Genomic DNA, 25,660 nt, shown 5'->3' on the forward strand with positions numbered 1-25,660 from the left:
AATGTCGAAGGTTTTTGCCTGCCGATCTGGTTAGTTCTTGCTGAGCGAACCGGTCTGCGTGACGAGGCCGAGGCCCGGCTCGTCGCGCCAGGTGTAGCCGAGCGTGCCGTCGGAGCGCAGGTCGAGCCAGATGGTGCCGGCGATGCAGCCGCCCTCGTTCGCGCCGAGCGAGAAGGTGAGCCGGGTGTCCTCGACCTGGGTGAGGGTGATCGTGCCCTTGCACTTGCCGCCGTTGTTGTCCTCGCGCCATTCGGCGGTGGACTCGCCCTTCTTCATGCGTACCTCGTTGTCGGCGCCGTCGCCGTCCAAGGGGTTGGTGCTGGTGGTGTGGCCGGACCAGTCGCCCGCGAAGGCGGCCGGGATCTTCGGGTCGGCGGCGGGGCGGGAGGGGGCGCTGGTGCCGCTGCCGGAGCCCGGGGTGGCGGGGCCGGCGGGGGAAGTGGTGGCGGGCGGGGCGGCCGACGGGGAACGGCCGGTGTCGGTGAGGCGGTCGGGAGGCCGGTTCAGCAGGACGACGGCGACGACGGCGGACGCCGCGAGGACCGCAGCCACGCCCACCGTGCCCATGACCAGCCCCCGGGGCCGGGAACGGCCCGGCACGGTGTCGGCCTGCGGACGCGGAGACGCCCCCACTGGCGCGGAGCCGCCGGGAGAAGCCGAGGGCCGAGCGACGGGAGGGGCGCCAGAAGGGGCGGCCGGGGGGAGGGCGCCGCGAGGGGCCGAAGGGTGGGAGCCGGGAGGGGCCGAGGGGCGGGAGGGGCCTGGGGCGACGAGGGCGACCATCAGTTGTTGTGCGGTGGGCCGGCGTCCCGGCTCCTTCGACAGGCAAGCGGCGAGCAGCTCCCGCAACCGCCCCGGTAACGCCGACAGATCGGGCTCGGCGTGCAGCACCCGGTGCAGCACCGCCGGCACGGTGTCGGCCCCGAACGGGCTCACCCCCGTCCCCGCGTACACCATCGACGCCGCCCACGCGAACACGTCCGAGGCCGCCGAGGCGGGCGTGCCGTTGATCTGTTCGGGCGCGAGGTAGGCGGGCGTCCCGATGATCCCGGACGTGAGCGTCGCCGAGCCCTCCGCCCGCGCGATGCCGAAGTCCACCACGCGCGGCCCGTCCGGCCCCAGCAGGACGTTGCCGGGCTTGAAGTCGCGGTGCACGATCCCCGCCGCGTGGATGGCGGCCAGGGCGGTGGCGGTGCCGACGACCAGCCGTTCGAGCTCGCCGCCGCGCAGCGGCCCGCGTTCGCGCACCCGCTCGGCCAGCGAGGGGCCGTCCACGTACTCGCTCACCACGTACGGCCGAGGCCCGTCAACGGAGGCGTCGAGGACCCGCGCCGTGCAGAAGGAGGCGATGCCCTCCAGCGCGTCGAGTTCGCGGGCCAGCCGGGCCCGCGTCTCCCGGTCGCCCGCGCTCAGCAGTTTGACCGCGACCGGGTCGCCGCCCCCGGCCGGATGCGCGAGGTAGACCACGCCCTGCCCGCCCTCGCCGAGCCGCCCGGCCAGGCGGTATCCGCCCAGCGATTCCGGGTCGTTTGGGGCGAGGGGGTGCACCATGGCGGATACGTTACCGGTCCTCCTGCGTCGGGAAAGATCGCCAGGTACCTTGTTGCCCCGTGTCAAACAGCTCCTTACACGGAGGTAACGGGGAAATGTCCAGGGTCACGGTCCGTGAGCGCCTGCGGTACTGGTTCGACAACACGATGTCCAAGGGCACCGCCTCGCTGATCGGGTGGCTGGCCGTCGTGTCGGTGGCGCTCATCGTGACGGTGACCGGGTTCGCGCTGTGGCTGGCGCCGGGCGAACCGGACGGCACGGGCCGCGTGGGCGAGGTCTTATGGATCACGCTCATGCACGCGCTCACCCCGAGCAAGGTGGCGAGCGACAAGGGCTCGGTCGCGTACCTGGCGGTGATGTTCGCCGGCTCGCTCGGCGGCCTGTTCATCGTCAGCATGCTCGTCGGCCTGCTGTCCAACGGGCTGAAGCAGAAGGTGGACCGCCTGCGCAGGGGGCGCTCGCGAATCGTGGAGTCCGGCCACACGGTGGTGCTCGGCTGGTCGGACCAGGTGTTCACGATCGTGGGCGAGCTGGTCAAGGCGCACGCCAGCCAGAAGCGGTCGGCCGTCGCGATCCTCGCCGACCGCGACAAGCTGGACATGGAGGAGGACCTTCGCGAGCACCTCGGCGACCTCGGGCGTACCCGGCTGGTCTGCCGCACCGGCAAGCCCACCGAGCCGCACGACCTCGCGCTCATGAACCTCGCCGCCGCGCGGAGCGTCGTCGTGCTCTCGCCCGAGGGCGAGGACCCCGACGCGCACGTCATCAAGATCCTGCTCGCGCTGGCCAAGCGCGAGGGCGCGCACCCGCCGGTGGTCGCCGCGCTCACCTCCGGCCGCAACCTCGCCGCCGCCCGCCTGGCCGGCGGCCCCGACGTGCACCTCGTCGACTCCGACGACACCGCCGCCCGGCTCATCGTGCAGTCCTCCCGCCAGTCCGGCCTGTCCGTGGTCTGCATGGACCTGCTGAACTTCGACGGCGGCGAGATCTACCTGCGCACCCCGAAGAAGCTCGTCGGCGTCACCTACGGGGAGGCGCTGCACGCCTACCAGACCGCCTGCGTGATCGGCCTGCGCCGCCCGTCCGGCGTCGTGCTCAACCCGCCCGGCGACACCGTGATCGGCGCGGACGACCAGGTCATCGTCATCGCGGCCGACGACTCCCACGTACGTCTCGCCGCCGCCGGCCCGTCCGTGGACGAGTCCGCCATCGCCGCTCCCGCCGGAAGGCCGGCCCCCGCGCCCGAGCGCACGCTGCTGCTCAACTGGAACGGCCGTGCCGAGCGGATCGTCCGCCTCCTCGACGCCTACGTGGCGCCCGGCTCGGTCCTGGAGATCGCCGCCGGCGACCCGAGGGCCGGCGCCGGGCTGACCGGGCTGCGCAACCTCACCGTCAACGTCAAGGACTGCGACACCACCGACCACTTCGCGCTGGAGTCGCTCGGCGTCGGCCTGTTCCAGCACGTCATCGTCCTGTCCGACGACCGGTTCGACCCGCATCACGCGGACACGCGCACGCTCATGACCCTGCTGCAGCTCCGGGACATGCAGAGCGCGCTCGGCGAGCACTACTCGATCGTCAGCGAGATGCACGACGAGAACAACCGCGCCCTCGCCGAGGTCACCGAGGCCGACGACATCGTCATCAGCGACACGGTCATCGGCCTGCTCCTGGCCCAGCTCGCCGAGAACCGTCACCTCGCCGAGGTGTTCGGCTGCCTCTTCGACTCGCACGGCTCGGAGATCTATCCCCGCCCCGCCTCCTCGTACGTCAGGATCGGCACGGAGGTGACGTTCTCCACCGTGATCGAGGCCGCGCGGCGTCGCGGCGAGTCCGCCATCGGCTACCGCTCCTGCGCGGGCCGCGACGACCCGCCGCACTACGGGATCGTCCTCAACCCGGGCAAGTCCGACCCGATCGTCTTCGCCGAGGGCGACGCCGTCATCGTCCTCGCCGAACACTAGGGCCGAACCCCTCAAGGCCCCCGACCCGTTAACGTTTCTGGCGTGAGGACCATCGACTGGGTGGACGGCGCGATCGAGCTGATCGACCAGACGCTGCTCCCCGACCAGTGCGTGAGGTTACGCGTCCACACCGTGGACGAGCTCGTCGACGCGATCCGCCGGCTCGCCGTGCGCGGCGCGCCCGCCCTCGGCGTGGCCGGCGCGCTCGGCGTCGTGCTCGCCGACGGCGACCCGGAGCTGATCGCCCGGCTGCGCGCCGCCCGCCCCACCGCCGTCAACCTCGCCTGGGGCGTCGACCGCGCGGCCGCCCGCCTCGGCGAGGGCAGGGAGGCCGTGCTCGCCGCCGCGCTGCGCCTGCGCGACGACGACATCGCGGCCTGCCGGGCCATGGGGGAGCGCGGCGCCGACCTGCTGGAGGGCGACCGGCTGCGGATCATGACCGTGTGCAACACCGGCGCCCTCGCCGCCGTCGAGCACGGCACCGCGCTCGGCGTCGTCCGTACGCTGCACGAACGTGGCCGGCTGGCCGAGGTCCTCGCGCTGGAGACCCGGCCGCTGCTGCAGGGGGCCAGGCTCACCACCTGGGAGCTGGCCGGGATGGGCGCGCCGCACCGCCTCGTCGCCGACTCGGCGGGGCCCTACCTGCTGGCCAGGGGCGTGGTGGACGCGGTGCTCATCGGCGCCGACCGCATCGCCGCCAACGGCGACACCGCCAACAAGATCGGCTCGTACGCCCTCGCGCTCGGCGCCGAACGCGCCGGCGTCCCGTTCTACGTCGTCGCGCCCGAGTCCACCATCGACCCCGGCACCCCGACCGGCGAGCACATCGAGATCGAGGACCGCGGCCCCGGCGAGATCGTCTCGGTCAGGGGCGTGCGGGTCGCACCGGAGGGCACCGACGCGATCAACCCGGCCTTCGACGTCACCCCGCACGACCTCATCACCGCGATCGTGACGGAGAGCCGGGTGATCCGGCCCTAGGCAAATCCGCCAACTCCGGGACCTGTCCGCGTATCCCTTGTTACGCTCAGTATTCCCCCGCACTAGTCTCGGAGTTCGTCTTGGCCATCGACCTGGTGTCACGGCGCGACTGGAACGCCCGCGCCCCCCGCGGAGACTACTCACAGCTCGACTCCGCCAAAGGCGTGAAGGTCCACTACACCGGCGGCAGGGTCGATCCCGGCATCGTGAGCGACCACGGCGCGTGCGCGGCTCTGGTGCGCTCCATCCAGACCCACCACATGGACGGCAACGGCTGGGTCGACATCGGCTACTCCTTCGTGGCCTGCCCGCACCGCAAGGTGTTCGAGGGGCGCGGCCTGCACCACCTGCCCGCCGCCAACGGCCCCGGGCTCAACACCGGCCACTACGCCGTGCTCGGCCTGGTCGGCAACACCGGGCTCGTGCAGCCCACCGACCTGATCCTGCACGCCATCCTCGACGCGGTCGAGCACGTACGCGCCCGCGGCGGCGCCGGCAAGGAGATCAAGGGGCACCGCGACGGCTACTCCACCGACTGCCCCGGCGAGCCCTTGTACGCCTGGGTGCGGCGGGGCGCGCCCCGGCCCTCGGGCGGAGCGGAGCCGCCTCCGTCCGGGCCGGTCGCGCCGCCGTTCCCCGGGCGGCTGCTGTCGTACCCGCCGGTCATGCGGGGTGACGACGTACGCACCTGGCAGGGTCGCATCCGGCAGCGCGGCTTCGACCTCGACGCCGACGGCGCCTACGGTCCGGCCTCGCGCGCCGCCTGCCTCGCCTTCCAGCGGCAGCAGGGCATCGCCGACGACGGCGTGGTCGGCCCGCTCACCTGGCGGCTCACCTGGGAGGCCCCGCAAAGCTGATCAGGGTGTCGGGGGCCCCTGGGGTGCTGGTTCCTACCGGTTCCGCCTACTATCCGAGACATGGAACTCGCAGCGGGGTTCACGCCCACGACCCGTGACGACTGGCGGGAGCTGGCGTCGGCCGTCCTGCGCAGGTCCGGGATCGAGGCGGGCTCGCCCGAGGAGGCGCTGTCCACCCCCACCTACGACGGGCTGACGATCGCGCCCCTCTACGACCTGGACGACCTGCCCGGCGACCCTGGGTCGCCCGGTGCGCCGCCGTACGTGCGGGGCGCCCGCACCGTCCCCCGCTGGGACGTCCGGCAGCGGCACGCCGCGCCCGACCCCGAGGCGGTGCTGGCCGACCTGGAGAACGGCGTCACCTCGCTGTGGCTGGTCGTCGGCGACGGCGCGATCCCGCCGGAGGCGCTGGCAGACGTGCTCAAGGACGTGCTGCTCGACCTGGCCCCCGTGGTGCTGGAGGCGGGGCCGCGCACCCGGGAGGCCGCCGAGGCGCTGCTCGCGCTGGCCGCCGAGCGCGGCGTCGCGGTCTCCGGCAACCTGGGGGGCTCCGGCGCGGCCGGGGCGGAGCTGGCGGTGCGGTGCGCCGCCGAGTTCCCCGGCCTGCGGGCCGTCACCGTGGACGCCACCCGCTGGCACGACGCGGGCGGCGGCGACGCCGACGAGCTGGGCTGCTCGATCGCGCGCGGCGTGGCCGAGCTGCGCGAGCTCACCGGGGCCGGCCTCTCCGTCGAGCAGGCGCTGGGCCAGATCGAGTTCCGCTACGCCGCCACCGACGACCAGTTCGCCACCATCGCCAAGCTGCGCGCCGCCCGGCGGCTGTGGTTCAGGGTCGCCGAGGTGTGCGGCGCGCCCGAGCACGGCGGCCAGCGGCAGCACGCGGTCACCAGCTCGGCCATGATGACGGTCCGCGACCCGTACGTGAACCTGCTGCGCACCACCGTCGCCTGCTTCGCCGCCGGGGTCGGCGGGGCCGACGCCGTCACCGTGCAGCCGTTCGACGCCGCGCTCGGCCTGCCGGACGGCTTCTCCCGCCGCCTCGCCCGCAACACCCAGGCCCTGCTGCTGGAGGAGGCGCACCTGGCCCGCGTGCTCGACCCCGCGGGCGGCTCCTGGTACGTCGAGCGTCGCACCGCCGACCTGGCCGAGCGGGCATGGGCGTGGTTCCAGGAGATCGAGGCCGCCGGCGGCGCCGACGCGGCAGAGGAGCTGATCGCGGCCCGCGTGGCCGCCACCCGCGAGCGGCGCGCCGCCGACGTCGCCCGCCGCCGCTTCCCGATCACCGGCGTCAGCGAGTACCCCGACCTCGGGGAGCGGCCCGTGAGCAGGAGCGGGAACGGCATCGCCACGCCGCGCTACGCCGAGGAGTTCGAGGCGCTGCGCGACCTCGCCGAGTCACTGCCGGAGCGGCCCAAGGTGTTCCTCGCCACGATCGGGCCCGTCGCCGCCCACACGGCGCGGGCCGCGTTCGCCGCCAACCTGTTCCAGGCCGGCGGCTTCGCGACCGAGACCGCCGGGCCGGGCGCCGACCCCGAGCAGATCGCCACCGCCTTCGCCGTCAGCGGCGCCCGCGTCGCCTGCCTGTGCTCCAGCGACCGGCTGTACGCCGAGCACGCCGCCCCCGTGGCCGCCGCGCTCAGACGGGCGGGGGCCAGGCGGGTGTGGCTCGCGGGCCAGGGCGTGTACGACGGCGTGGACGGCGCCGTGCACGCCGGCTGCGACGCCTTGCACGTGCTGCGCACCACCTACGACGACCTGGGGGTGACCCGATGATCCCGGACTTCTCCGGCGTACCGCTCAACGGCCTGGCCAAGGAGCCGGGACGGCGGCCCGAGCCGGACGGCGAGGTCTGGGAGACGCCGGAGGGCATCGCGGTCAAGCCCCTCTACACGGCGGACGACCTCGACGGGCTCGACTTCCTGCGCACCTATCCCGGCGCGGCGCCGTACCTGCGCGGGCCGTACCCGACCATGTACGTCAACCAGCCGTGGACCGTCCGCCAGTACGCGGGTTTCTCCACGGCCGAGGACTCCAACGCCTTCTACCGGCGCAACCTGGCGGCCGGTCAGAAGGGATTGTCGGTCGCGTTCGACCTGGCCACCCACCGTGGCTACGACTCCGACCACCCGCGCGTGGCGGGCGACGTCGGCATGGCGGGGGTGGCGATCGACTCCATCTACGACATGCGCCAGCTCTTCGACGGCATCCCACTCGACCGCATGTCGGTGTCGATGACCATGAACGGCGCCGTCCTGCCCATCCTCGCCCTCTACATCGTGGCGGCCGAGGAGCAGGGGGTGAAGCCGGAGCAGCTCACGGGGACCATCCAGAACGACATCCTCAAGGAGTTCATGGTCCGCAACACCTACATCTATCCGCCGGCCCCCTCGATGCGCATCATCTCCGACATCTTCGCCTACACCAGCGAGAAGATGCCGAAGTTCAACTCGATCAGCATCTCCGGCTACCACATCCAGGAGGCCGGGGCCACCTGTGACCTGGAGCTGGCCTACACCCTGGCCGACGGCATGGAGTACCTGCGGGCCGGGGTCGCCGCCGGCATGGACGTCGACCGGTTCGCGCCGCGGTTGTCGTTCTTCTGGTGCATCGGCATGAACTTCTTCATGGAGGTCGCCAAGCTCCGCGCGGCCCGTCTGCTGTGGAGCCGCATCGTCAGGGACATGGGCGCCAAGGACCCCAAGTCGCTGAGCCTGCGTACGCACAGCCAGACCTCCGGCTGGTCGCTCACCGCGCAGGATGTGTTCAACAACGTGGCCCGTACGTGCGTCGAGGCGATGGCCGCCACCCAGGGCCACACGCAGTCGCTGCACACCAACGCCCTGGACGAGGCCCTGGCGCTGCCCAGCGACTTCTCCGCGCGGATCGCCCGCAACACCCAGCTCCTGCTCCAGCAGGAGTCGGGCACCACCCGCGTCATCGACCCGTGGGGCGGCTCCTACTACGTCGAACGGCTCACCCACGACCTCGCCGAACGGGCGTGGCAGCACATCGAGGAGGTCGAGGCGGCCGGCGGCATGGCCAAGGCCATCGAGGCCGGGCTGCCGAAGCTGCGGATCGAGGAGGCCGCCGCCCGCGCCCAGGCCCGCATCGACTCCGGGCGGCAGCCGGTCATCGGCGTCAACAAGTACCGGACCGGCGACGACCAGGTCATCGACGTGCTCAAGGTGGACAACAGCGCGGTCCGCGGCCGGCAACTGGAGAAGCTGGCTCGGCTGCGGGCCGAGCGGGACGCCGACGAGGTGCGGCGCGCACTCGACGCGCTCACCGCGGCCGCCGGGAACCCGCAGGCCGGGCTGGAGCACAACCTGCTCAAGCTGTCCGTGGACGCCGCCCGCGCCAAGGCCACGGTGGGGGAGATCTCCGAGGCCCTGGAGCGGGTGTTCGGGCGGCACGCCGAGCGGGTCCGTACCATCTCAGGCGTGTATCGCGACGAATCGGGCCCCGCCGAGAACATCGAGCGCGCGCGCCGCGCCTGCGCCGAGTTCGAGCGGGCCGAGGGGCGCCGGCCCCGCATCCTGGTTGCCAAGATGGGACAGGACGGGCACGACCGCGGCCAGAAGGTGATCGCGACGGCCTTCGCCGACCTCGGCTTCGACGTGGACGTCGGCCCGCTGTTCCAGACGCCGGAGGAGGTCGCGCGGCAGGCCGTGGAGGCCGACGTGCACGTGGTCGGCGTGTCCTCGCTGGCCGCCGGGCACCTGACGCTGGTGCCCGCGCTGCGCGAGGCGCTGGCCGGGCTCGACGCCGGCGACATCATGATCGTGGTCGGCGGCGTCATCCCGCCCGGCGACCACGACGAGCTGCGTGCCGCGGGCGCGTCCGCGATCTTCCCGCCGGGCACGGTGATCGCCGACGCCGCGCTCGGCCTGCTCGACCAGCTCAGCCGGCGGCGCACAGCGTGAGCGTGACCGACCGCTGGACGACGACCGGGGACGTGATGCGCAGCGTGACGCGGCGGGTGGCGCCGCCCTCCGGTGGCGGGTCCGCCGTCAGGGCCCGCGGTGAGGTCAGGTAGCGCTGGCCGTTCCCGGGGATGAGCGTGGAGGCGGTCGCGCCCGCGGGCGCGCCGTCGACCAGCCATGCGTAGCGGATGGTCAGCGGGCCGCCGGTGCGGGCGGCCAGTGCCCGTACGGTGACCTCGCCGGGGGTCCAGCAGCCGTCGTTGCCGGTGCCGTGCGGGCGCAGGCGGGTGACCTGGAGCCGGGCGGGGCTCGGCTCGGCGGCGCGGCTGCTTTCTGGCGGGGCGGCGGGAGGCTCGGGGCGCGGGGGCTCGGTGGGGGTGAGCCAGACGATCGCGGCGGCCAGGACCGGCACGAGAACGCCCGAGACGGTCGTGATGAGCGCCATCCTGACCCGCCTTCCCCTGCTCGTGGGGGTGGCCGGCGCGTCGCCGGTGACGAGGACGTCCACGAACGCCGACCGCTGCCCCTCCTCGACCCGCGGCTGCTCGAAGCGATGGAACGCCGTCCAGTCGGGCGGGGGAGCGGTCGCCCGCCCCTGACCGCGCTGCGCGGAGGCCGCGAAGGGACGCACCAGGAGCGTCCCGGTCTCCCGCGCCCGCGCCGCCGGCGACGGAAGGCCCGACTCCAGGGACGGGACGCGCGGGCCCGGACGCGGGGCCTGCGGGTCGGGATGCGGGAGCTGCGGGTCCTGGAGCGGCGCCTGTGGGCCCAGATCCGGGAACTGCGGGCCCCGGAGCAGGGCCGCCGGGTCCTGGCGAGAGAGCCGTGGATCCGGATGGGGGAGGCGCTGGTCCGGGAGCGGGGGCTGGGGGTCCTGGCGCGGGTGCTGCGGAGCCGGATGCAAAAGATGCGGGTCCGGGCGCGAGGCGTGAGTGGCCGGGCGCGGGAGCTGTGGGTCCGGATGTGGAAGGTGCCGGTCCCGGGGAGAGGCGTGGGGCGCTCGGAGGGGGAGGCTCGGGGGGCGGAACTCCTGGGTGGCGGCTGGGGTGGCGAAGTCGTCGTCCGGTGTGGGGGCGGCGGTGCCGATGAGGTGCAGGAGCACCTCGCGCATGGTCGGGCGGGCCGCCGGGTCCTTGGCCAGGCAGGCGGTCACCACCTCACGCAAGGGGGCGGGGAGTCCGTCCAGTCGTGGCTCGCCGCGCAGCACCCGCTCGGCGATCTCGGCCGGGGAGCCGTCCCCGAAGGGCGGCACCCCGGTGGCGGCGAACCCGATCATCGCAGCCCAGGCGAACACGTCGGCCGGCGCGCCGCCCGGCAGCCCGGCGATTTGCTCGGGCGCCAGATAAGCGGGCGTTCCCCCGCCGTCCGGCAGGTCCGCGGGCGTTCCGACGGCGTCCGGCAGGTTCGCAGGCGTTCCGACCCCGCCCGGCAGGTTCGCAGGCGTTCCGACCCCGCCCGGCAGGCCGGCGGGCGCCCCACCGCCACCCGACAGGCACGCGGGCGTCCCCCCGCCACCCGACAGGTACGCGGGCGTCCCCCCGCCACCCGACAGGTACGCGGGCGCCCCGACGCCGCCCGCCCTAGCTGTCCCGGTGCCGTCCGCCGCCGTCCCGGCCCCGCGCACCGCCGCCCCGTACGCCCCCGCGATCCCGTAGTCCGCCACCAGCGCCCCACCAGGCCCCAGCAGCACGTTGGCCGGCTTGAGCGCCAGATGCGCGATGCCCGCCTGATGCAGGGCGTTCAGCCCGGTCGCCACCGCGACGGCGAGCCGGGGCAGCTCGCCCGCCGGGGCGGGCGCGGCCTGCTCCAGGGTGGGCCCGTCCACGTACTCGCGCACCACGTACGGCCGCTCGCCGGTCGCCGCGTCGAGCACCCGCGCCAGGCAGGACGGCTCCATCCGCCGCGCCACGGTCAGCTCCCTGACCAACTGCTCCCGGTCGGCCAGGACCTCGGGCAGCAGCTTGACCGCGACGGGCCTGCCGTCGCGCGCCCTGCCGAGATAGCCGGCGCCGCGCCCGCCCGAGCCGAGCCGCCCGACGAGCCGATAGGGTCCGGCGGCAGCCGGGTCGCCCGCGCGCAGCGGTTCGACGTTGGGCATGAGGGGAGTGACTCCTGTGACGGCTGAGACGGGAACCCCAGCACCATACTGGCAAAGTCAACATCTGTCAGAAGACATGATGACCAAGAGGGAGAAAGGGGTGCGGGGCGTGCACTCGCTGGAGGATTACGCCGACGGCGTCCGCGCGGGCTCGCGTACGTGGATCGCCCGCGCGATCACGCTGGTCGAGTCCACCAGGCCCGACCACATGGCCCTGGCCCAGCGACTGCTCGTCGAGCTCACCCCGCTCACCGGCCACGCACGCAGGATCGGCGTGTCCGGCGTGCCGGGCGTGGGCAAGTCGACGTTCATCGACGCGTTCGGCACGATGCTGACCGGGGAGGGGCACAAGGTCGCCGTCCTGGCCGTGGACCCGTCCTCCACCCGCACGGGCGGCAGCATCCTCGGCGACAAGACCCGTATGTCCCGGCTGTCCGTCGATCCCGCGGCCTTCATCCGGCCCTCGCCCACGTCGGGGACGCTGGGCGGCGTGGCCAAGGCCACCCGGGAGGCGATGGTCGTGGTGGAGGCGGCCGGGTTCGACGTGGTGCTCGTCGAGACCGTCGGCGTCGGCCAGTCGGAGACCGCCGTGGCCGACATGGTGGACACGTTCCTGCTGCTCACCCTGGCCCGTACCGGCGACCAGCTCCAGGGCATCAAGAAGGGCGTGCTGGAGCTGGCCGACGTGATCGCGGTCAACAAGGCCGACGGCGAGTACCAGCTGCCCGCCAAGAAGGCGGCCAGGGAGCTGGCCGGCGCGCTGCGCATGCTGCGCTCCGACAGCACCCCGCCGCCCGTGCTGACCTGCAGCGGCCTGACCGGCGACGGCCTGGAGAAGCTGTGGCGGCACGTCGTGGCGCACCAGGAGTCGATCGACCTGGCCGCCAGGCGCCGGGCCCAGCAGGTCGGCTGGACGTGGACGATGGTCCGCGAGCGGCTGCTGGCCGAGCTGCGCGACGACCCCGAGGTGGCCGCCATCAAGGACGAGGTGGAGCGGCAGATCCTGGACGGCTCGCTGACCCCGGCGCTCGCCGCCGACCGGCTCCTCTCGGTCTTCAAGCGGCCCTGTTCACGCCCCCTCGAAGGCGGCCCCGCCACCTCCTGATCTGAACGCCGCACACGCGTTTCCTGACCGCGCGTGCTAGATTTTGGCCATGCGGTCAGAAAATGAGCCAACTGGTCAGAAATCGCGGTCGTTCATCGAGGACGCCCGGAGGGCTCAGATCGTCGCCGCGGCCATCGACGTGATCGCCGACGTCGGGTTCGCCCAGGCGTCCCTGGCGCGCATCGCCAGGCAGGCCGGCATCAGCAAGGGGCTCATCTCCTACCACTTCGCCGGCAAGGAGGAGCTGATGACCGAGGTCGTCGTGGTCACCTACACCGCCATCGCCGACCACGTCCTGGCCGCGATGCAGGGCGTCGAGTCGCCCAGGGAGCTGCTGCGCACGCACGTGCTGTCCGTCGCCGCCTACATGCGGGGGCAGCGCAAGGGGCTCAAGGCGCTGGGCCAGATCTTCGGCAACCTGCGCGACGCCGACGGCAGGCCCCGCTTCGGCATCAGGACCAACGACGAGATCTACCGGAGCCTGGAGAACATCTACCGCGCCGGCCAGGCCGCCGGGGAATTCCGCGACTTCGACGTCCGGGTGATGGCCGTCACCCACTCCGCCGCGGTGGACGCGATGTTCGCCTACTGGGTCGAGCACCCCGAGCACGACCTGGACGAGCACGCCCGCCAGCTCGCCGACCTCCTCGAAAGGGCATGTGTCACATGAAGACCGAGGCCACCGGCACCACAGGCACCAGGATCCTCGCCCTCGACAACTTACGCGTCGCGCTCACCGCGCTGGTGGTCGTCCACCACGCCGCCATCACCTACTCCCACATCCCGCTCTGGTACTACAGCGAGCCCGCCCAGGACCCCTCGGGCTTCCTGCTGGACGTCCTGCTCGTCGTGAACCAGGCGTTCTTCATGGGGTTCTTCTTCCTCATCTCCGGCTTGTTCACCCCCGGCTCCTACGACCGCAAGGGCGCGGGCCGCTTCCTCGTCGACCGGCTGCTCCGGCTCGGCGTCCCGCTGCTGGCCTACGTCGTGCTGCTGCGACCGCTGGTAATGCTCGGCCACTACCTCCAGGACCCGGACGTCCCCTACTGGCAGCACTACCTCGACACCTTGGACGCGGGCCCGATGTGGTTCGCCGAGGTGCTGATCGTCTTCGCGCTGGCCTACGCCGGCTGGCGGGCGCTGCGCGCGCCGCTCCCCGCCCGCCCGGCCCCGCTGCGGCCGCGCTGGATCGTGCTGTTCACGCTGGGGCTGGCGGCGGCCACGATCGTGTGGCGGATCCCGGTGCCCACCGGCACGTACGCGCTGGGGCTGCCGACGCCGGACTTCATGCCGCAGTACGCGGCCATGTTCGTGCTCGGCTGCGTCGCCCACCGGCGCGGCTGGTTCGAGACGCTGCCGGTGCGCGCGTCCCGCGTGGGCTTCGGTGCGGCCGGGGTCGCCACGGTGGCGCTCATGCCGGTGGCGCTCGGCACGGGGCCGCTGGCCCCGGCCGCGATGAGCGTGTGGCAGTCGGTCTTCGCGGTCGGCATGATCATCGGGCTGACCGTGTGGTTCCGCGAGCGGTGGAACCGGCAGGGGCCGCGCGGCCGGTTCCTGTCCCGGCACGCCTACGCCGTCTACGTCGTCCATCCGCTCGTGCTGGTCGGCCTCGGCTGGGCGCTGCGCTGGCTGTCCGCGCCCGCCGCGGTCAAGTTCGTGATCATGCTGGTGCCGGCGCTGCCCCTGTGCTGGGGGCTGGCCTTCCTGGTCCGGCGGCTGCCGGGGGCCGATCGCGTGCTGTGACCGGCCCCCGGGACGTGCTCAGCCGTCGTAGAAGCCGTCCAGGGTCTTGCCGTGGCGCTCCTCGACGATCTTGCGGCGGATCTTGAGGCTGGCGGTCAGCTCGCCGCTCTCCACGGTGAAGTCCTCGGCGAGGATCGCGAACTTCTTCACCGTCGCGTAGCTGGCCTGGTCGGCGTTGACCTGGTCGATCGCCTTCTGGATCTCCGCGCGCATGCGCGGGTGCTCGCGCAGCGCCTCGGCGTCGGCCGGCAGCGACTCGGCCGCCGCCCACGGCGCGACCACGTCCATGTCGAGCGTGACCAGGGCGGTGACGTAGTTGCGCCGGTCGCCGTGGACGAACACGTGCGACACGTACGGGCAGGCCGCCTTGATCGAGCCCTCCAGGTGGGTCGGCGCGACGTACTTGCCGCCGGAGGTCTTGATCAGCTCCTTCTTCCTGTCGGTGATGCGCAGCCGGCCGGCCTCGTCCAGTTCGCCGATGTCGCCCGTGCGCAGCCAGCCGTCCTCCAGCGCCGCCGCGGTCTCCTCGGGCAGGCCGTGGTAGCCGCGCATGATCCCGCGCCCGCCGATGAGGATCTCGCCGTCGTCGGCGATGCGCACCTCGGTGCCGGGCAGCGGCGGGCCCACCGTGCCGAAGCGCGGCGAGTCCGGCCGGTTGAGGAAGCTGCCCGCCGACGACTCGGTCAGGCCGTAGCCTTCGAGGATCGTCAGGCCGGCCGCGTCGAAGAACTCGGCGATGTCGGTGTTGAGCGGGGCCGCGCCCGAGATGAAGTAGCGGACCCGGCCGCCGAAGCGCTCCCTCAGCTTGGCGAAGACGAGCCGGTCGGCCAGCGCGTACTCGGCGCGGGTGGTGAGCGGCAGGCTCGCGCCGCGCTGGCGGGCCCGGCTGACCCGGATGCCGGTCCTGCGCGCCCACTCGAAGATGCGCAGCTTCGCGCCGCCCTCGCGCCGCATGGACGCGGCCACGGTGTTGTGGATCTTCTCGAAGATGCGCGGCGCGGCGGCCATGATGGTCGGCCGCACCACCCCCAGGTTGTCGGCGATCTTGTCGAGCCGGCCGTCGATCGCGGTCGGCACGCCGATGCCGATCATCACGACCTCCAGCAGCTTGCCGAACGAGTGCGACAGCGGCAGCCAGAGGAAGTGCAGGTCGGCGGGGGAGATGAGACCGAGCTGCCGGACCGCGTCGGCGGCGTACAGCCAGTTGTCGTGGGTGAGCTCCACACCCTTGGGCCGGCCGGTGGTGCCGGAGGTGTAGATGAGGGTGGCGAGGTCGTCCTCGGTGATGGCGTCCACCATGGCGTCGTAGTCGCCCTCGCCGGTCACCGAGCCGAGCGGCACCACCCAGTCGTCGTCGCCGGGGGAGCCGTCGACGACGATCACCTGCGTGACGCCGGACAGCTCCTGCCGGACCGAGCGCAGCTTGGCCACCTGCTCGTCGTTCTCGGCGACGACGATCGTGCTGCCGGAGTCGGTGATGACGAAGGCCGCCTCGGCGGACGTGTTGGACGGGTAGATCGTCGTCGTGGCGGCGCCGGTCGCCAGCACGGCGAGGTCGGTGAGGATCCACTCCAGCCGGGTCGAGCACAGGATGGACACCCGTCTGCCGGGGCCCGCTCCCAGTGCCGCCAGGCCGAGTGCCAGCCCGCGCACGCGCTCGCCCACCTCGCGCCACGTCAACGACTCCCAGCCGTCGTCGGTGGGCACGCGGTACGCCTCGGCGTCGGGGGTGGCCGCGATCCGGTCGCGTAACAGGGCGGGGATGCTCGACATGCCTGTCCTCCAGAGGTGCTGTTGTGCCGACTCTAGGCCGGGAGGCCGCGATCAGTCGACGGTCCGGCCCCGCGGCTGGATCGCGGCGACCGTTCCCGGGGTGCGGACCTCCCATGCGCCGCAGGCGCAGCGGAGATAGCACACCACGCCGTCGGAGGTGCGGTGGGAGGAGACGACGGTCAGGGCGAGGGGGTCGTGCCGGTGTCCGGGGTGCATGATTCCAACCTGAGGTAAGGACCTTGTTCAGTTCAACACTTACAACCTGCTTCGCCGGCCGTGACCCGCACGTGGGCCATCATGGATGAGCCCCTTCCCCCTGCCCGAGAGGAAATCCCCCGATGCGCGTGCTGCTCACCGGATTCGAGCCGTTCGGCGGCTCCGCCGTCAACCCGTCGTGGCAGGCGGTGCGGCTGGCCGAGGCCGCGCCGCCGGAAGGGGTGTCGCTGACCACGGCGCTGCTGCCGGTGGTCTTCCACGACGCCATCGCGCGGCTGCGCGCGGCCGTCGAGGAGTCCGGCGCGGACGTCGTCATCTGCGTCGGGCAGGCGGGTGGGAGGGCGGGCATGACGGTCGAGCGCGTCGCCGTCAATCTCGACGACGCCAGGATCCCGGACAACAAGGGCGTCCAGCCCGTCGACGAGCCCGTCGTCGCGGGCGGGCCGGCGGCGTACTTCTCCACCCTCCCGGTGAAGGCGTGCGTGGCCGCCGTCCGCGACGCCGGTCTGCCGGCGTCCGTCTCGCACACGGCGGGCACGTACCTCTGCAACCACGTCTTCTACGGCCTGATGCACCACCTGGAGTCCGGCCGGCCGGGACGGCGCGGCGGCTTCGTGCACGTGCCCTACCTGCCCGAGCAGGTCCCGGACGGCGACAAGCCGTCGATGCCCGCCGGGTCGATCGCCGAGGCGCTGACGGCGATCGTGTCCGCGGCGGTCACCACGACCGAGGACCTGAAGGAGACCGGCGGCGCCCTCCACTGACCCGTGGTTGCCCCTGCTCGGGGTGATCCCCTAACCTGGAACGGTCTTATCGCCGACCCACGGGGGCAGTTGACGTGAGGATCTGAGGTCGCGGGCACCGCGCAGTTCCGCCCTGTCATGGGCTTTTCGTGCGCACACCTGGACCTCTCGGCGATCCTCTTCGCCCCTCCGTCGCGGGCTCGGCCCCGGCTTCCATGTGTCGCGCGTCTGCGGTGTTTCCCGCCTGTCACGAAATTTGTCGCACGATTTCGACTTTTGTGCTGGGAGCCGCCTCTATGCCTTTTTCCATCGTCGTCGACCGCGTCAGCTTCGCCTGGCCGGACGGCACCCGGGTGCTCGACGGGCTCGACGCCGCCTTCCCCGCCGGCCGTACCGGCCTGATCGGGGTCAACGGGTCGGGCAAGTCCACCCTGCTGAAGATCATCGCTCGTGAGCTGGCCCCGCGGTCCGGCTCGGTCACCGTCACCGGAGAGGTCGGATACCTGCCGCAGAACGTGCCGCTCGCCGCCGCCCGTACGGTCTCCGACCTGCTGGAGATCAGCGGGAAGCGGGCCGCGCTGCACGCCGTCGAGAGCGGCGACGTCGCCGAGGAGCACTTCACCGCGATCGGCGACGACTGGGACGTCGAGGAGCGCGCGCGGGCCGAGCTCGACCGGCTCGGCCTGGCCCACCTCGGGCTGGACCGCACGGTCGGCACGCTGTCCGGCGGCGAGACCGTCATGGTCGCGCTCGCCGCCCAGCTGCTCAAGCGGCCCGACGTGCTGCTGCTCGACGAGCCCACCAACAACCTCGACCTGGACGCCCGCGAGCGGCTGTACGCCGCCGTGACCGCCTGGCCGGGGGTGCTCGTCGTGGTCAGCCACGACCGGGCGCTGCTGGAGCTCGTCGACCAGGTCGCCGAGCTGCGCGAAGGGGGCGTGCGCTTCTACGGCGGCAACCTCACCGACTACGAGGAGCAGGCCGCCGCCGAGCAGGAGGCCGCGCTGCGGACCGTACGCGCCGCCGAGGGCGAGGTGCGGCGGCAGCAGCGCGAGCTCGTCGAGGCGCGGATCAGGATCGACAGGAACATCAGGGCCGGCAAGAAGGCCGCCGCGAACAACAGGGCCCCGAAGATCGTCGCCAACGGGCTCAAGCGCAAGGCGCAGGCCACGGCGGGCAAGCAGCGGACCCTGCACGAGGAGAAGCTGGAGGAGGCGCGCGAGCGGCTGGGCGAGGCCGAGCAGGCGGTGCGGGGCGACGCGGAGATCAGGATCGAGCTGCCGGGCACCGAGGTCCCGTCCGGCCGCACGGTCCTGTCCCTCCAGCTCACCCCGCCCGCGGAAACGGCGAAGGGGGAGACGGGGGAAGGGGCCGCGGCGGAAGAGGGCGTGGCAGAAGGGGAGACGGCGGCGGAGGACGCGGTGGAGGACCGGGTCGTGCCGCTGGAGGCGCTGATCGTGCGCGGGCCCGAGCGGATCGCGCTGCTCGGCAGGAACGGCTCGGGCAAGACGACCCTGCTCAAGCGCATCGCCGCCGGCGAGGGCGCGCACGTGCCGGTCCGCTACCTGCCGCAGCGGCTCGACCTGCTCGACGACGGGCTCAGCATCATCGACAACGTCCGGGCCGTCGCGCCCTCGGCGTCGGTCAACGAGGTACGCGCCCGGCTCGCGCGCTTCCTGTTCCGCGGCGAGCGGGCCGCCCAGGCCGTCGGCACGCTGTCGGGCGGCGAGCGCTTCCGCGCCACGCTGGCCGCGCTGCTGTCGGCCGAGCCGCCGCCGCAGCTCCTCCTGCTGGACGAGCCGACCAACAATCTCGATCTGGCCAGCGTCCGCCGGCTCGCCGAGGCGCTGGCGGCCTACCGGGGCGCGCTGATCGTGGCGAGCCACGACCTGCCGTTCCTGGAGACGATCGGCATCACCCGGCGGCTGGTCCAGGACCGGGAGAGGGGGTTGACGGAGGCCTGACCGGAGGGGGCTCCGATTGACGGGCGGGGAGCAACCGGGCGATAGTGTGGCAGGTGGCTTCACCCCGTTTGATCTCGTGTGTTCTCGCTCTCGCGACCCTCACGGTCGGCGCCTGTTCCTCCACCGCGCCGACCCCGGAAGGCGGCTCGTCCACGGTCTCCGGCGTGGCCGGCGGCACCGGCGGGACCGGCGGCTCGGCCTCGGCCGCGCCGAGCGCGAGCGCGCTCACCCCCGAGGCGTACAAGGCCGAGCTCGACGGCAGGCACAAGCCGATGGCCGACGCGATCGGCTCGCTCGCGGGGGCGCGCGGGGTCAAGGCGCTCGACCAGCGGGTCAGCAAGGCCGAGGAGACGTTGTCCGGCGCGGCCGAGTCGCTGGCCGCGCTGGTCCCACCGGCCGACGTCCGCCCGCAGCACGACGCGTACGTCACCAGCCTGCGGGACTTCGTCACCGCGCTCGGCACCACGAGCGGCAAGGTCGGCGCGCGTGCCCTGTGCACCTCCTCGGCCGTGCTCGCCGACCTCGGCGCCAAGCTCAAGGCGCTGGACGAGGCGGGGGAGGCGCTGCAGAAGGCCGGCGACTACCCGGCCGACGTGGTGGACGTGAAGGCGGCGCGCAAGCAGACCCGGCGGCTCGGCAACGGCTCGTTCGTCCGTAACGGATCGTTCGGCGGGCGCAGCTCGCTGGAGATCGACAACGGCGCCGGCAGGGACGCGGTGGTGACCGTGATGCGCGGCAAGAGCAAGGCGTTCAGCGTGTACGTCCGCCGCAAGGCCAAGTTCAAGGTGAAGGGCGTGCGCGACGGCTCGTACAAGATCTACTTCACGCACGGCGTGGACTGGGACGGCCGCAACAAGGCGTTCACCCGGGAGTGCAGCTTCGAGAGGTTCCAGAAGTCGGTGACGTTCAAGACGACGGTCACGGCCACGCAGATCCGCTGGCACGACTGGCGCGTCACGCTGCACGCCATCACGGGCGGCAACGCCCGAACCGCCCCGGTCGACCCGGAGTCCTTCCCCGGCTGACGGCCAGGGGCCGCGCCCTCGCCAGGAGGACGCGGCCCGCGCACGATCAGGTGGAGAACAGCATGCCCACCCAGCTGCGCTGGTGGCGGTGGTGGCCGTGATGGTAGCCGCCGTGCGGCGCGCCCCAGGCCGGGCCGGGGGCGGGCGGCGGCGGGGGAGCCGCGTGGTACTGCGACTCCATCCTGGTCAGGGTCTCCAGCTCGCCGTAGTCGAGGAAGATCCCGCGGCAGTTGTCGCACTGCTCGATGTGGACGCCGTTGCGCTCATAGGTCCGCATGTTCCCGCGGCACTTGGGGCACTGCATCGAAGTCGCTCTCCTTGGCTTTCAGGTTCCAGGATGAAACCTACCGCGCGCAACCCGCCTACGCTCTGACGATTCGGTTGCACGCCTCGATCAACGAATGCTCGACGTCGTCGAGTTCCCGGCCCTCGCGCCCGGCATTGACCACGGCCACGGCGGCCAGTTGCACGGTCAGCGCCCGCGCCGGGACGTCCAGCCGCGCCCACGGGTCGCCGCCGCCCAGGGCGGGCCCGCCCGCGGCCAGGTAGGCGCCCAGGAACCGCTGCCACACGGCGGGGTCGAGCAGCCCGGCGGCGTACCAGGCGGCCGGCCGGGCCAGGTCCCAGGCCGGGTCGCCGACGCCCAGGTCGTCGACGTCGATGAGCAGCCAGCGGTCGCGGCGGACGAGCTGCCCGAGATGCCAGTCGCCGTGCGTGAGCAGCCCTGGGGTGGGCGGAGGCGCGGGCAGCTCCTTGAACGTCCGCCGGATCAGCGCCTCCACCGGGCCGTCGCCGCTCATCCTGCCGACGGCGCGGGCGGCCCGCGCGGGCCCTCCCGCAGGGGGCAGGGCGGGCATCAGCGTGAGCGGCACGGCGTGCAGCGCGGCCAGCAGCCTCGCCCCCTCCTCCCAGGGCGCGTGGTCGAGGTCGTCCTGACGGACGGGCCGCCCGGCGGGCCACACCGTGACCGCGCGCCCGGCGACCGTCAGCACCTCGGGGTCGAGCGGAGCCAGCATGACCGCGCTCACCGCGGGGGAGGCGGCGGCCCGTAACCGTACGCGCAGCTCCTCCGCGTCGTCGCGGGCCGAGTGGGCCTTGACCACCACCTCGCCCCTGCGCAGCACGACCACGTCCGTACGCGTCGGATGCAACACGGGCGCGCCCGTGCCGCCGTAGCCGGCGGCGATCTCGGCCAGCTCCTCCTCAAGACCCACGGGGTACAGACTATTGGCGGCAAACCGGTCGGTCAGACTGGGAGCATGAGAATAGGTTTCGCCGTACCGCAGTCGGGCGCCTGGGCCACACCGGACAACCTGCGCCGGGTCGCCGTCCGGGCCGAGGAGCTCGGCTACCACGACCTCTGGACGTTCCAGCGCCTGCTCTACCCCGTGGGGCACGAGATGGGGCCGACCTACCGCAGCGTGCACGACCCCGTGGTGACGCTGGCGCACCTGTCGGGGGTGACCGGGCGGATCGGGCTCGCGGTCGCCGTGATCAACGCGTACGTGCAGCCCGTGGTGCTGGCCAAGCAGCTCGCCACGCTGCAGACGCTGTCCGGCGGCCGGCTCATCGCGGGCATCGGGCTCGGCTGGGTGCCGGAGGAGTTCACGGCGGCCGGAGTGGCGTTCGAGGGGCGCGGGCGGCGCGGCGAGGAGTTCGTCGAGGTGCTGCGCAAGGCGTGGAACGACGACCCGGTCGAGCACGAGGGCGAGTTCTACCGCGTGCCGGCCTCGCACCTCGACCCGAAGCCGGAGCCGGGGCCGCCGCCGATCCTGCTCGGCGGCACGGCCGAGGTGGCGCTGCGCCGGGCGGCCCGGCTGGCGGACGGGTGGGTGAGCTCCAGCAGGGAGGACCTGACGGCCATCGCGGAGCGGATCAAGCTGATCAAGGCGGAGCTGGCCGCGTCGGGGCGGGACGCGGCCGGGTTCCGCTTCGTCTGCCGTGGCGTCACGCGGGTCAGGCCCGAGCCCGGCGAGCGGCCGCTGACCGGCCCGTACGACAAGATCCGGGCCGACGTGGACGCGCTCGCCGAGGCAGGCGTGACCGACGTCTTCCACGACCTCAGCTTCGACCAGGAGTTCGTCGGCCTCGACGCCGGGGAGGCCGCGCGCCGCGCCGAGGAGGCCCTGGAGGCGCTGGCTCCCTAGCCCCCGCCGTACGGGACGGTGATGATCTCCAGGTTGTGCCCGTCGGGATCGGACCAGTAGAGGCCGCGCCCGCCGTCGTTGGTGTTGATCTCGCCGGGCCGCCGGTGGAACGGATCGGCCCAGTACGTCAGCCCCCGCTCCTTGATACGCCCCCAGATCTGGTCGAACTCCTCCTCGCTCACCAGGAACGCGTAGTGCTGGGCGGTCACCGGCCCGTCGGCCTGGGCCACGTCCAGCGAGACGCCGTTGCCGAGCGAGACGACCCGGAAGGGGCCGTAGACGGGCGCGGGCTCCAGCCCGAGGATCTCGGTGAGGAAGGCGGCGGTCGCGTCCCGGTCGCGGGCCGCGACGATGGTGTGGTTCAGCTGCACTGCCATGACTTCCACGCTATGCGCAGAAGCGGCAGAACGGTCAGCCGGCCAGGCGCAGGGCTTCGGCGGCGACGGCGTGGCGCAGCTCGCGGATGCCGTCGCGGCCTCGTACGGGGTGGACGGCGTTGGTGAGCAGCACCACGGTGAGCCGGCGGACCGGGTCCACGACGAGGGACGTGCCGGTGAAGCCCGAGTGGCCGTAGGCGCCGGTCAGCGGCCCGACGATGGCCGGGTCGCCGAGGCGCACGCCGAGCCCGTGGCGGAAGGGCGCGCCCGTCGCGCCCTGGTCGCGGGTCAGCTCGGCCACGCTCTCCGGCCGCAGCACCGGGCCGCCGCCGCGCCGCAGCGTCTCGCCGAAGGCCAGCAGGTCGGCGGCCGTGGCGAACACCCCGGCGTGGCCGGTGACGCCGCCGAGGGCCCAGGCGGTCTCGTCGTGCACCTCGCCGCGTACGCAGCCGGCGCCGGGACGCCCGGCCTTGCACTCGGTGGCGGCGACGCGGGCGGGGTCGCGGGGTCCGTACCCGGTGTCGGCCAGGCCGAGCACGCCGGTGACGCGCTCGCGGACGAGCACGTCGAGCGGCGCGCCCCCGGCCAGCTCGGCGAGCCCGCCCGCCATGATCATGCCGACGTCGCTGTAGAGGTAGGGGCCGCCGACCGGATGGGCGGGCGGCGTGCGCCACATCGCCGCCATGCGTTCGGCGGCGGTGGCGTCCGGGAGTTCCCTGTCGATGCGGCGGCCGGGCGGCAGGCCCGCGGTGTGCGTGAGCAGCCGGCGCGGGGTGATCCCGGCGTCGAGGCCGGGGACCAGCGCGGCGGCCGGCTCGTCCAGCGCCAGCCGGCCCTCCTCGGCCAGCGAGAGCAGCACGACCGTGGTGAACAGCTTGCTGACCGAGGCCAGGTCGAAGATCGAGTCGTGCCGCACCGGCGGGCGCTCGGCGGCCAGCGCGCCGTCCGCGCCGGTGTAGCGCACCAGCTCGCCCGTGGCGGCCGTGGCGGCGACGTCGCCGTCCACGGCGATCATCGCCACGGCCGCCGGGCAGACCCGCGGCACCGCCCCCGCGAGGATCGCCGCAAGCCCGTCCGGCATGTCCGCCCCCTCCACCCGTGATCAGCCGTTCAGCTCGCCGCTCAGCCGCTCAGCCGCTCAGCGCGTCGCTCAGCCGCTCGCCGTGCGTGGCGAGCAGGGCGCGGGCCGCGTCGGCGTCGATGCCGTGCTGGATCATGAGCACCGCGACCTTCGTCCGCCCGCCCGCCGCGTCGAGCGCCGCCCCCGCCGTCTCCCGGTCGGCGCCGGTGATGTCGCGGACCATGCGCAGCGCCCGGTCGGCCAGCTTGGAGTTCATCGCCGACATCTCGACCATCTGGTTGCCGTACGTCTTGCCGAGCTTCACCATGCTGATCGTCGAGATCATGTTGAGCACGAGCTTCTGGGCCGTGCCGGCCTTCAGGCGTGTCGAGCCGGTCACCACCTCAGGCCCCACGACCACCTCGATGCCGTGCTGGGCGGCGGCCGACAGCGGCGCGCCCTCGTTGCACGACAGGCCCACCGTGAGCGCGCCGCGCACGGCCGCCTCCGTCAGCGCGCCCAGCACGAAAGGGGCCCGCCCGCTCGCGGACACGCCGACCACCGAGTCCAGCGCGCTCACGTCGAGGTCCCTCATGGCGGCGGCGCCCGCCTCGGCGTCGTCCTCCGCCCCCTCGACGGACCGGGTCAGCGCGTCGGGGCCGCCCGCGATGACGCCCTGGACCAGCGACGGGTCGGTGCCGAACGTGGGCGGGCACTCGCTGGCGTCCAGCACGGCCAGGCGTCCCGACGTGCCGGCGCCCACGTAGAGGAGCCGGCCGCCCTGCGACATGCGGGCGGAGATCGCGTCGATGGCTCCCGAGATCGCCGGGATGGCCACCGCGACGGCCGCGGGCACGGCGGCGTCGGCCTGGTTCATCAGTCGGGCGATCTGCTCCGTCGGCAGCCGGTCGATCTGGCTGTAGCGGGGGTCGCTCTGCTCGGTGGACAGCTCGGGTAGCGGATCAATCATGACGCTAATTTCCACCCTTATCTTCCCTCTTGTAAATATCTTTCAGCACAATGGCTCCATGACTCTTGTGCGTACCGGAGCCGAACGGCTGGCCAACGATCCCGCGCTCGCGGGAGGTACCCGCCTCGGCCTCGTCACGAACCCCACCGGCGTGCTGCCCGACCTGACCCCCACGGCGGAGGCGCTGCTGGCCGCCGGGGCGCCGGTGACCGCCCTGTTCGGCCCCGAACACGGCCTGCACGGGACCGCCCAGGCCGACGGGGGCGAGGCCGACGGCGTGGACGAGCGGACCGGGCTGCCGGTGCACAACACGTACAAGCTGGCCGGCGAGGAGCTGGACGCGGCGGTCGCCGCCGCCGGCGTGGACACGCTCGTCTTCGACATCGCCGACGTGGGCAGCCGTTTCTACACCTACGTGTGGACGATGTACGACCTGCTCGCCTCGGCGTCCCGGCTGGGCCTGCGGTTCGTGGTGCTGGACCGGCCCAACCCGCTCGGCGGCACGGTCGCCGAGGGCCCCCTGCTCGACCCCGCGTACGCCAGCTTCGTCGGCCGCCACCCCATCCCCGTGCGGCACGCGCTGACGGCGGGCGAGTTGGCCGGGCGGTTCGGCTTCGACGCGGACCTGACCGTCGTGGAGATGACCGGCTGGCGGCGCGACACGCCCTGGGAGGAGACCGGGCTGCCCTGGGTGATGCCCTCGGTCAACATGCCGACCCCCGACACCGCCCTCGTCTACCCGGGCACCTGCCTGTTCGAGGGCACGAACTTCTCCGAGGGCCGTGGCACCACCCGGCCGTTCGAGCTGATCGGCGCCCCCTACGTGGACGGCCGGTTCGCCCCGGCGCTCGACGCGCTCGGCCTGCCGGGGGTGCGTTTCCGGGACGTCCGCTTCACCCCCACCTTCCACAAGCACGCCGGCACGCCCGTCCGCGGCGTCCAGCTCCACGTGCACGACCGCGAGGCGTTCCGCCCGGTGCTGACCGGGGTGTCGATGCTGCACGTGGCCCGCACCCTCTACCCGGACGATCTGCGCCTGCTGCCGGGCCTGGACCACCTGTGGGGGTCCGGTGAGCTGACCCGGCGGCTGGAGGCCGGTGAAGACCCGCGCGAGCTGTGCCCGCCGCCGGGAACCCCTTCGGGACCGCTGCTCTACGGCTGAC

General features: G+C 73.3%; 22 protein-coding genes. 13 read left to right on the forward strand and 9 right to left on the reverse strand.

Annotated elements, in window-relative coordinates; all coding sequences use genetic code 11:
• Positions 1-30 precede the first annotated feature (30 nt).
• Entirely contained in the window at positions 31-1,551 is a 1,521-nt protein-coding gene (locus ABD292_RS05610; protein WP_344205746.1) for a serine/threonine protein kinase, read from the reverse strand.
• A 95-nt stretch (positions 1,552-1,646) separates the two neighbouring features.
• Between ABD292_RS05610 and ABD292_RS05615 the strand changes: the two genes are divergently transcribed.
• The 5 genes from ABD292_RS05615 (at position 1,647) to scpA (ending at position 9,276) form a co-directional block, all read left to right on the forward strand.
• Complete coding sequence (locus ABD292_RS05615; protein WP_344205748.1) at positions 1,647-3,515, forward strand: CASTOR/POLLUX-related putative ion channel; 1,869 nt, start codon at positions 1,647-1,649, stop codon at positions 3,513-3,515.
• Positions 3,516-3,557: 42 nt separating this feature from the next.
• The gene (gene mtnA, locus ABD292_RS05620; protein WP_344205749.1) at positions 3,558-4,496 is read left to right on the forward strand and encodes an S-methyl-5-thioribose-1-phosphate isomerase; all 939 of its coding nucleotides are present in this window, start codon (positions 3,558-3,560) and stop codon (positions 4,494-4,496) included.
• Between the two features lie 80 nt (positions 4,497-4,576).
• Positions 4,577-5,353, forward strand: coding sequence for a peptidoglycan recognition protein family protein (locus tag ABD292_RS05625; RefSeq protein WP_344205750.1), 777 nt, complete (start codon positions 4,577-4,579; stop codon positions 5,351-5,353).
• Between the two features lie 60 nt (positions 5,354-5,413).
• Entirely contained in the window at positions 5,414-7,126 is a 1,713-nt protein-coding gene (locus tag ABD292_RS05630) for a methylmalonyl-CoA mutase subunit beta (RefSeq protein ID WP_344205751.1), read from the forward strand.
• Entirely contained in the window at positions 7,123-9,276 is a 2,154-nt protein-coding gene (gene scpA / locus ABD292_RS05635; protein WP_344205753.1) for a methylmalonyl-CoA mutase, read from the forward strand. Before ABD292_RS05630 ends, scpA begins: the two co-directional genes overlap by 4 nt.
• Here scpA and ABD292_RS05640 read toward each other — a convergent pair.
• Complete coding sequence (locus ABD292_RS05640) at positions 9,254-11,374, reverse strand: serine/threonine-protein kinase (protein WP_344205755.1); 2,121 nt, start codon at positions 11,372-11,374, stop codon at positions 9,254-9,256. The genes scpA and ABD292_RS05640 overlap by 23 nt on opposite strands.
• A gap of 76 nt (positions 11,375-11,450) precedes the next feature.
• On the opposite strand from ABD292_RS05640, the gene meaB reads away from it, so the two are divergent.
• The 3 genes from meaB to ABD292_RS05655 are packed head-to-tail and all read left to right on the forward strand — an operon-like array spanning position 11,451 to position 14,222.
• On the forward strand, positions 11,451-12,479 hold the full coding sequence (meaB, locus tag ABD292_RS05645) for a methylmalonyl Co-A mutase-associated GTPase MeaB (RefSeq protein WP_344205757.1): 1,029 nt from the start codon (positions 11,451-11,453) through the stop codon (positions 12,477-12,479).
• 49 nt (positions 12,480-12,528) lie between these two features.
• Positions 12,529-13,149: a TetR/AcrR family transcriptional regulator gene (locus ABD292_RS05650; RefSeq protein WP_344205759.1), complete on the forward strand. Its 621-nt coding sequence runs from the start codon at positions 12,529-12,531 to the stop codon at positions 13,147-13,149.
• Complete coding sequence (locus tag ABD292_RS05655) at positions 13,146-14,222, forward strand: acyltransferase family protein (protein WP_344205760.1); 1,077 nt, start codon at positions 13,146-13,148, stop codon at positions 14,220-14,222. The genes ABD292_RS05650 and ABD292_RS05655 overlap by 4 nt, the downstream gene beginning before the upstream one ends.
• A gap of 18 nt (positions 14,223-14,240) precedes the next feature.
• On the opposite strand, the gene ABD292_RS05660 is transcribed toward ABD292_RS05655, so the two are convergent.
• Together ABD292_RS05660 and ABD292_RS05665 are read right to left on the reverse strand one after the other, a co-directional pair.
• Positions 14,241-15,995, reverse strand: a complete 1,755-nt coding sequence (locus ABD292_RS05660) for an AMP-dependent synthetase/ligase (RefSeq protein WP_344205761.1) — start codon at positions 15,993-15,995, stop codon at positions 14,241-14,243.
• 51 nt (positions 15,996-16,046) lie between these two features.
• Entirely contained in the window at positions 16,047-16,211 is a 165-nt protein-coding gene (locus tag ABD292_RS05665; protein WP_344205762.1) for a hypothetical protein, read from the reverse strand.
• A gap of 122 nt (positions 16,212-16,333) precedes the next feature.
• Here ABD292_RS05665 and pcp point away from each other — a divergent pair, with 122 nt between their 5' ends.
• The 3 genes from pcp (at position 16,334) to ABD292_RS05680 (ending at position 19,943) form a co-directional block, all read left to right on the forward strand.
• Positions 16,334-16,975 (forward strand): pyroglutamyl-peptidase I, encoded by a 642-nt coding sequence (pcp, locus tag ABD292_RS05670; protein ID WP_344205764.1) that lies wholly within the window; start codon positions 16,334-16,336, stop codon positions 16,973-16,975.
• Between the two features lie 275 nt (positions 16,976-17,250).
• Complete coding sequence (locus ABD292_RS05675; RefSeq protein ID WP_344205766.1) at positions 17,251-18,918, forward strand: ABC-F family ATP-binding cassette domain-containing protein; 1,668 nt, start codon at positions 17,251-17,253, stop codon at positions 18,916-18,918.
• Between the two features lie 53 nt (positions 18,919-18,971).
• Positions 18,972-19,943: a hypothetical protein gene (locus ABD292_RS05680; protein ID WP_344205768.1), complete on the forward strand. Its 972-nt coding sequence runs from the start codon at positions 18,972-18,974 to the stop codon at positions 19,941-19,943.
• Positions 19,944-19,989: 46 nt separating this feature from the next.
• Here the strand turns inward: ABD292_RS05680 and ABD292_RS05685 are convergent, their stop codons facing one another.
• Both ABD292_RS05685 and ABD292_RS05690 read right to left on the reverse strand, forming a co-directional pair.
• Positions 19,990-20,247 (reverse strand): TFIIB-type zinc ribbon-containing protein, encoded by a 258-nt coding sequence (locus ABD292_RS05685; protein WP_344205770.1) that lies wholly within the window; start codon positions 20,245-20,247, stop codon positions 19,990-19,992.
• A gap of 58 nt (positions 20,248-20,305) precedes the next feature.
• Complete coding sequence (locus ABD292_RS05690; RefSeq protein ID WP_344205772.1) at positions 20,306-21,157, reverse strand: phosphotransferase; 852 nt, start codon at positions 21,155-21,157, stop codon at positions 20,306-20,308.
• Between the two features lie 45 nt (positions 21,158-21,202).
• Between ABD292_RS05690 and ABD292_RS05695 the strand changes: the two genes are divergently transcribed.
• Complete coding sequence (locus ABD292_RS05695; RefSeq protein WP_344205774.1) at positions 21,203-22,090, forward strand: TIGR03619 family F420-dependent LLM class oxidoreductase; 888 nt, start codon at positions 21,203-21,205, stop codon at positions 22,088-22,090.
• Here the strand turns inward: ABD292_RS05695 and ABD292_RS05700 are convergent.
• The 3 genes from ABD292_RS05700 to murQ are packed head-to-tail and all read right to left on the reverse strand — an operon-like array spanning position 22,087 to position 24,497.
• A complete protein-coding gene (locus ABD292_RS05700) occupies positions 22,087-22,467 on the reverse strand; it encodes a VOC family protein (protein WP_344205776.1) in 381 nt (126 codons plus the stop codon). The two genes, ABD292_RS05695 and ABD292_RS05700, sit on opposite strands and share 4 nt — an antisense overlap.
• 34 nt (positions 22,468-22,501) lie before the next feature.
• Positions 22,502-23,548, reverse strand: coding sequence for a serine hydrolase domain-containing protein (locus ABD292_RS05705; protein WP_344205777.1), 1,047 nt, complete (start codon positions 23,546-23,548; stop codon positions 22,502-22,504).
• 49 nt (positions 23,549-23,597) lie between these two features.
• Positions 23,598-24,497 (reverse strand): N-acetylmuramic acid 6-phosphate etherase, encoded by a 900-nt coding sequence (gene murQ / locus ABD292_RS05710; protein ID WP_344205779.1) that lies wholly within the window; start codon positions 24,495-24,497, stop codon positions 23,598-23,600.
• 58 nt (positions 24,498-24,555) lie between these two features.
• On the opposite strand from murQ, the gene ABD292_RS05715 reads away from it, so the two are divergent.
• Positions 24,556-25,659, forward strand: coding sequence for an exo-beta-N-acetylmuramidase NamZ family protein (locus ABD292_RS05715; RefSeq protein WP_344205781.1), 1,104 nt, complete (start codon positions 24,556-24,558; stop codon positions 25,657-25,659).
• The last annotated feature ends 1 nt before the right edge of the window (position 25,660 follow it).

Origin of the sequence: Nonomuraea bangladeshensis (genome assembly GCF_039529455.1) — a bacterium.
GTDB lineage: Bacteria > Actinomycetota > Actinomycetes > Streptosporangiales > Streptosporangiaceae > Nonomuraea > Nonomuraea bangladeshensis.

Excerpts from the sequence above, each read along its gene's own strand:
- ABD292_RS05675 (WP_344205766.1), top strand. The coding sequence starts at position 17,251 with ATGCCTTTTTCCATCGTCGTCGACCGCGTCAGCTTCGCCTGGCCGGAC.
- ABD292_RS05695 (WP_344205774.1), top strand. The coding sequence starts at position 21,203 with ATGAGAATAGGTTTCGCCGTACCGCAGTCGGGCGCCTGGGCCACACCG.
- ABD292_RS05700 (WP_344205776.1), bottom strand. The coding sequence starts at position 22,467 with ATGGCAGTGCAGCTGAACCACACCATCGTCGCGGCCCGCGACCGGGAC.
- ABD292_RS05610 (WP_344205746.1), bottom strand. The coding sequence starts at position 1,551 with ATGGTGCACCCCCTCGCCCCAAACGACCCGGAATCGCTGGGCGGATAC.
- murQ (WP_344205779.1), bottom strand. The coding sequence starts at position 24,497 with ATGATTGATCCGCTACCCGAGCTGTCCACCGAGCAGAGCGACCCCCGC.
- ABD292_RS05685 (WP_344205770.1), bottom strand. The coding sequence starts at position 20,247 with ATGCAGTGCCCCAAGTGCCGCGGGAACATGCGGACCTATGAGCGCAAC.
- ABD292_RS05705 (WP_344205777.1), bottom strand. The coding sequence starts at position 23,548 with ATGCCGGACGGGCTTGCGGCGATCCTCGCGGGGGCGGTGCCGCGGGTC.
- meaB (WP_344205757.1), top strand. The coding sequence starts at position 11,451 with ATGATGACCAAGAGGGAGAAAGGGGTGCGGGGCGTGCACTCGCTGGAG.
- ABD292_RS05715 (WP_344205781.1), top strand. The coding sequence starts at position 24,556 with ATGACTCTTGTGCGTACCGGAGCCGAACGGCTGGCCAACGATCCCGCG.
- ABD292_RS05655 (WP_344205760.1), top strand. The coding sequence starts at position 13,146 with ATGAAGACCGAGGCCACCGGCACCACAGGCACCAGGATCCTCGCCCTC.
- ABD292_RS05640 (WP_344205755.1), bottom strand. The coding sequence starts at position 11,374 with ATGCCCAACGTCGAACCGCTGCGCGCGGGCGACCCGGCTGCCGCCGGA.
- ABD292_RS05630 (WP_344205751.1), top strand. The coding sequence starts at position 5,414 with ATGGAACTCGCAGCGGGGTTCACGCCCACGACCCGTGACGACTGGCGG.
- ABD292_RS05660 (WP_344205761.1), bottom strand. The coding sequence starts at position 15,995 with ATGTCGAGCATCCCCGCCCTGTTACGCGACCGGATCGCGGCCACCCCC.
- pcp (WP_344205764.1), top strand. The coding sequence starts at position 16,334 with ATGCGCGTGCTGCTCACCGGATTCGAGCCGTTCGGCGGCTCCGCCGTC.
- ABD292_RS05615 (WP_344205748.1), top strand. The coding sequence starts at position 1,647 with ATGTCCAGGGTCACGGTCCGTGAGCGCCTGCGGTACTGGTTCGACAAC.
- ABD292_RS05650 (WP_344205759.1), top strand. The coding sequence starts at position 12,529 with ATGCGGTCAGAAAATGAGCCAACTGGTCAGAAATCGCGGTCGTTCATC.
- ABD292_RS05665 (WP_344205762.1), bottom strand. The coding sequence starts at position 16,211 with ATGCACCCCGGACACCGGCACGACCCCCTCGCCCTGACCGTCGTCTCC.
- scpA (WP_344205753.1), top strand. The coding sequence starts at position 7,123 with ATGATCCCGGACTTCTCCGGCGTACCGCTCAACGGCCTGGCCAAGGAG.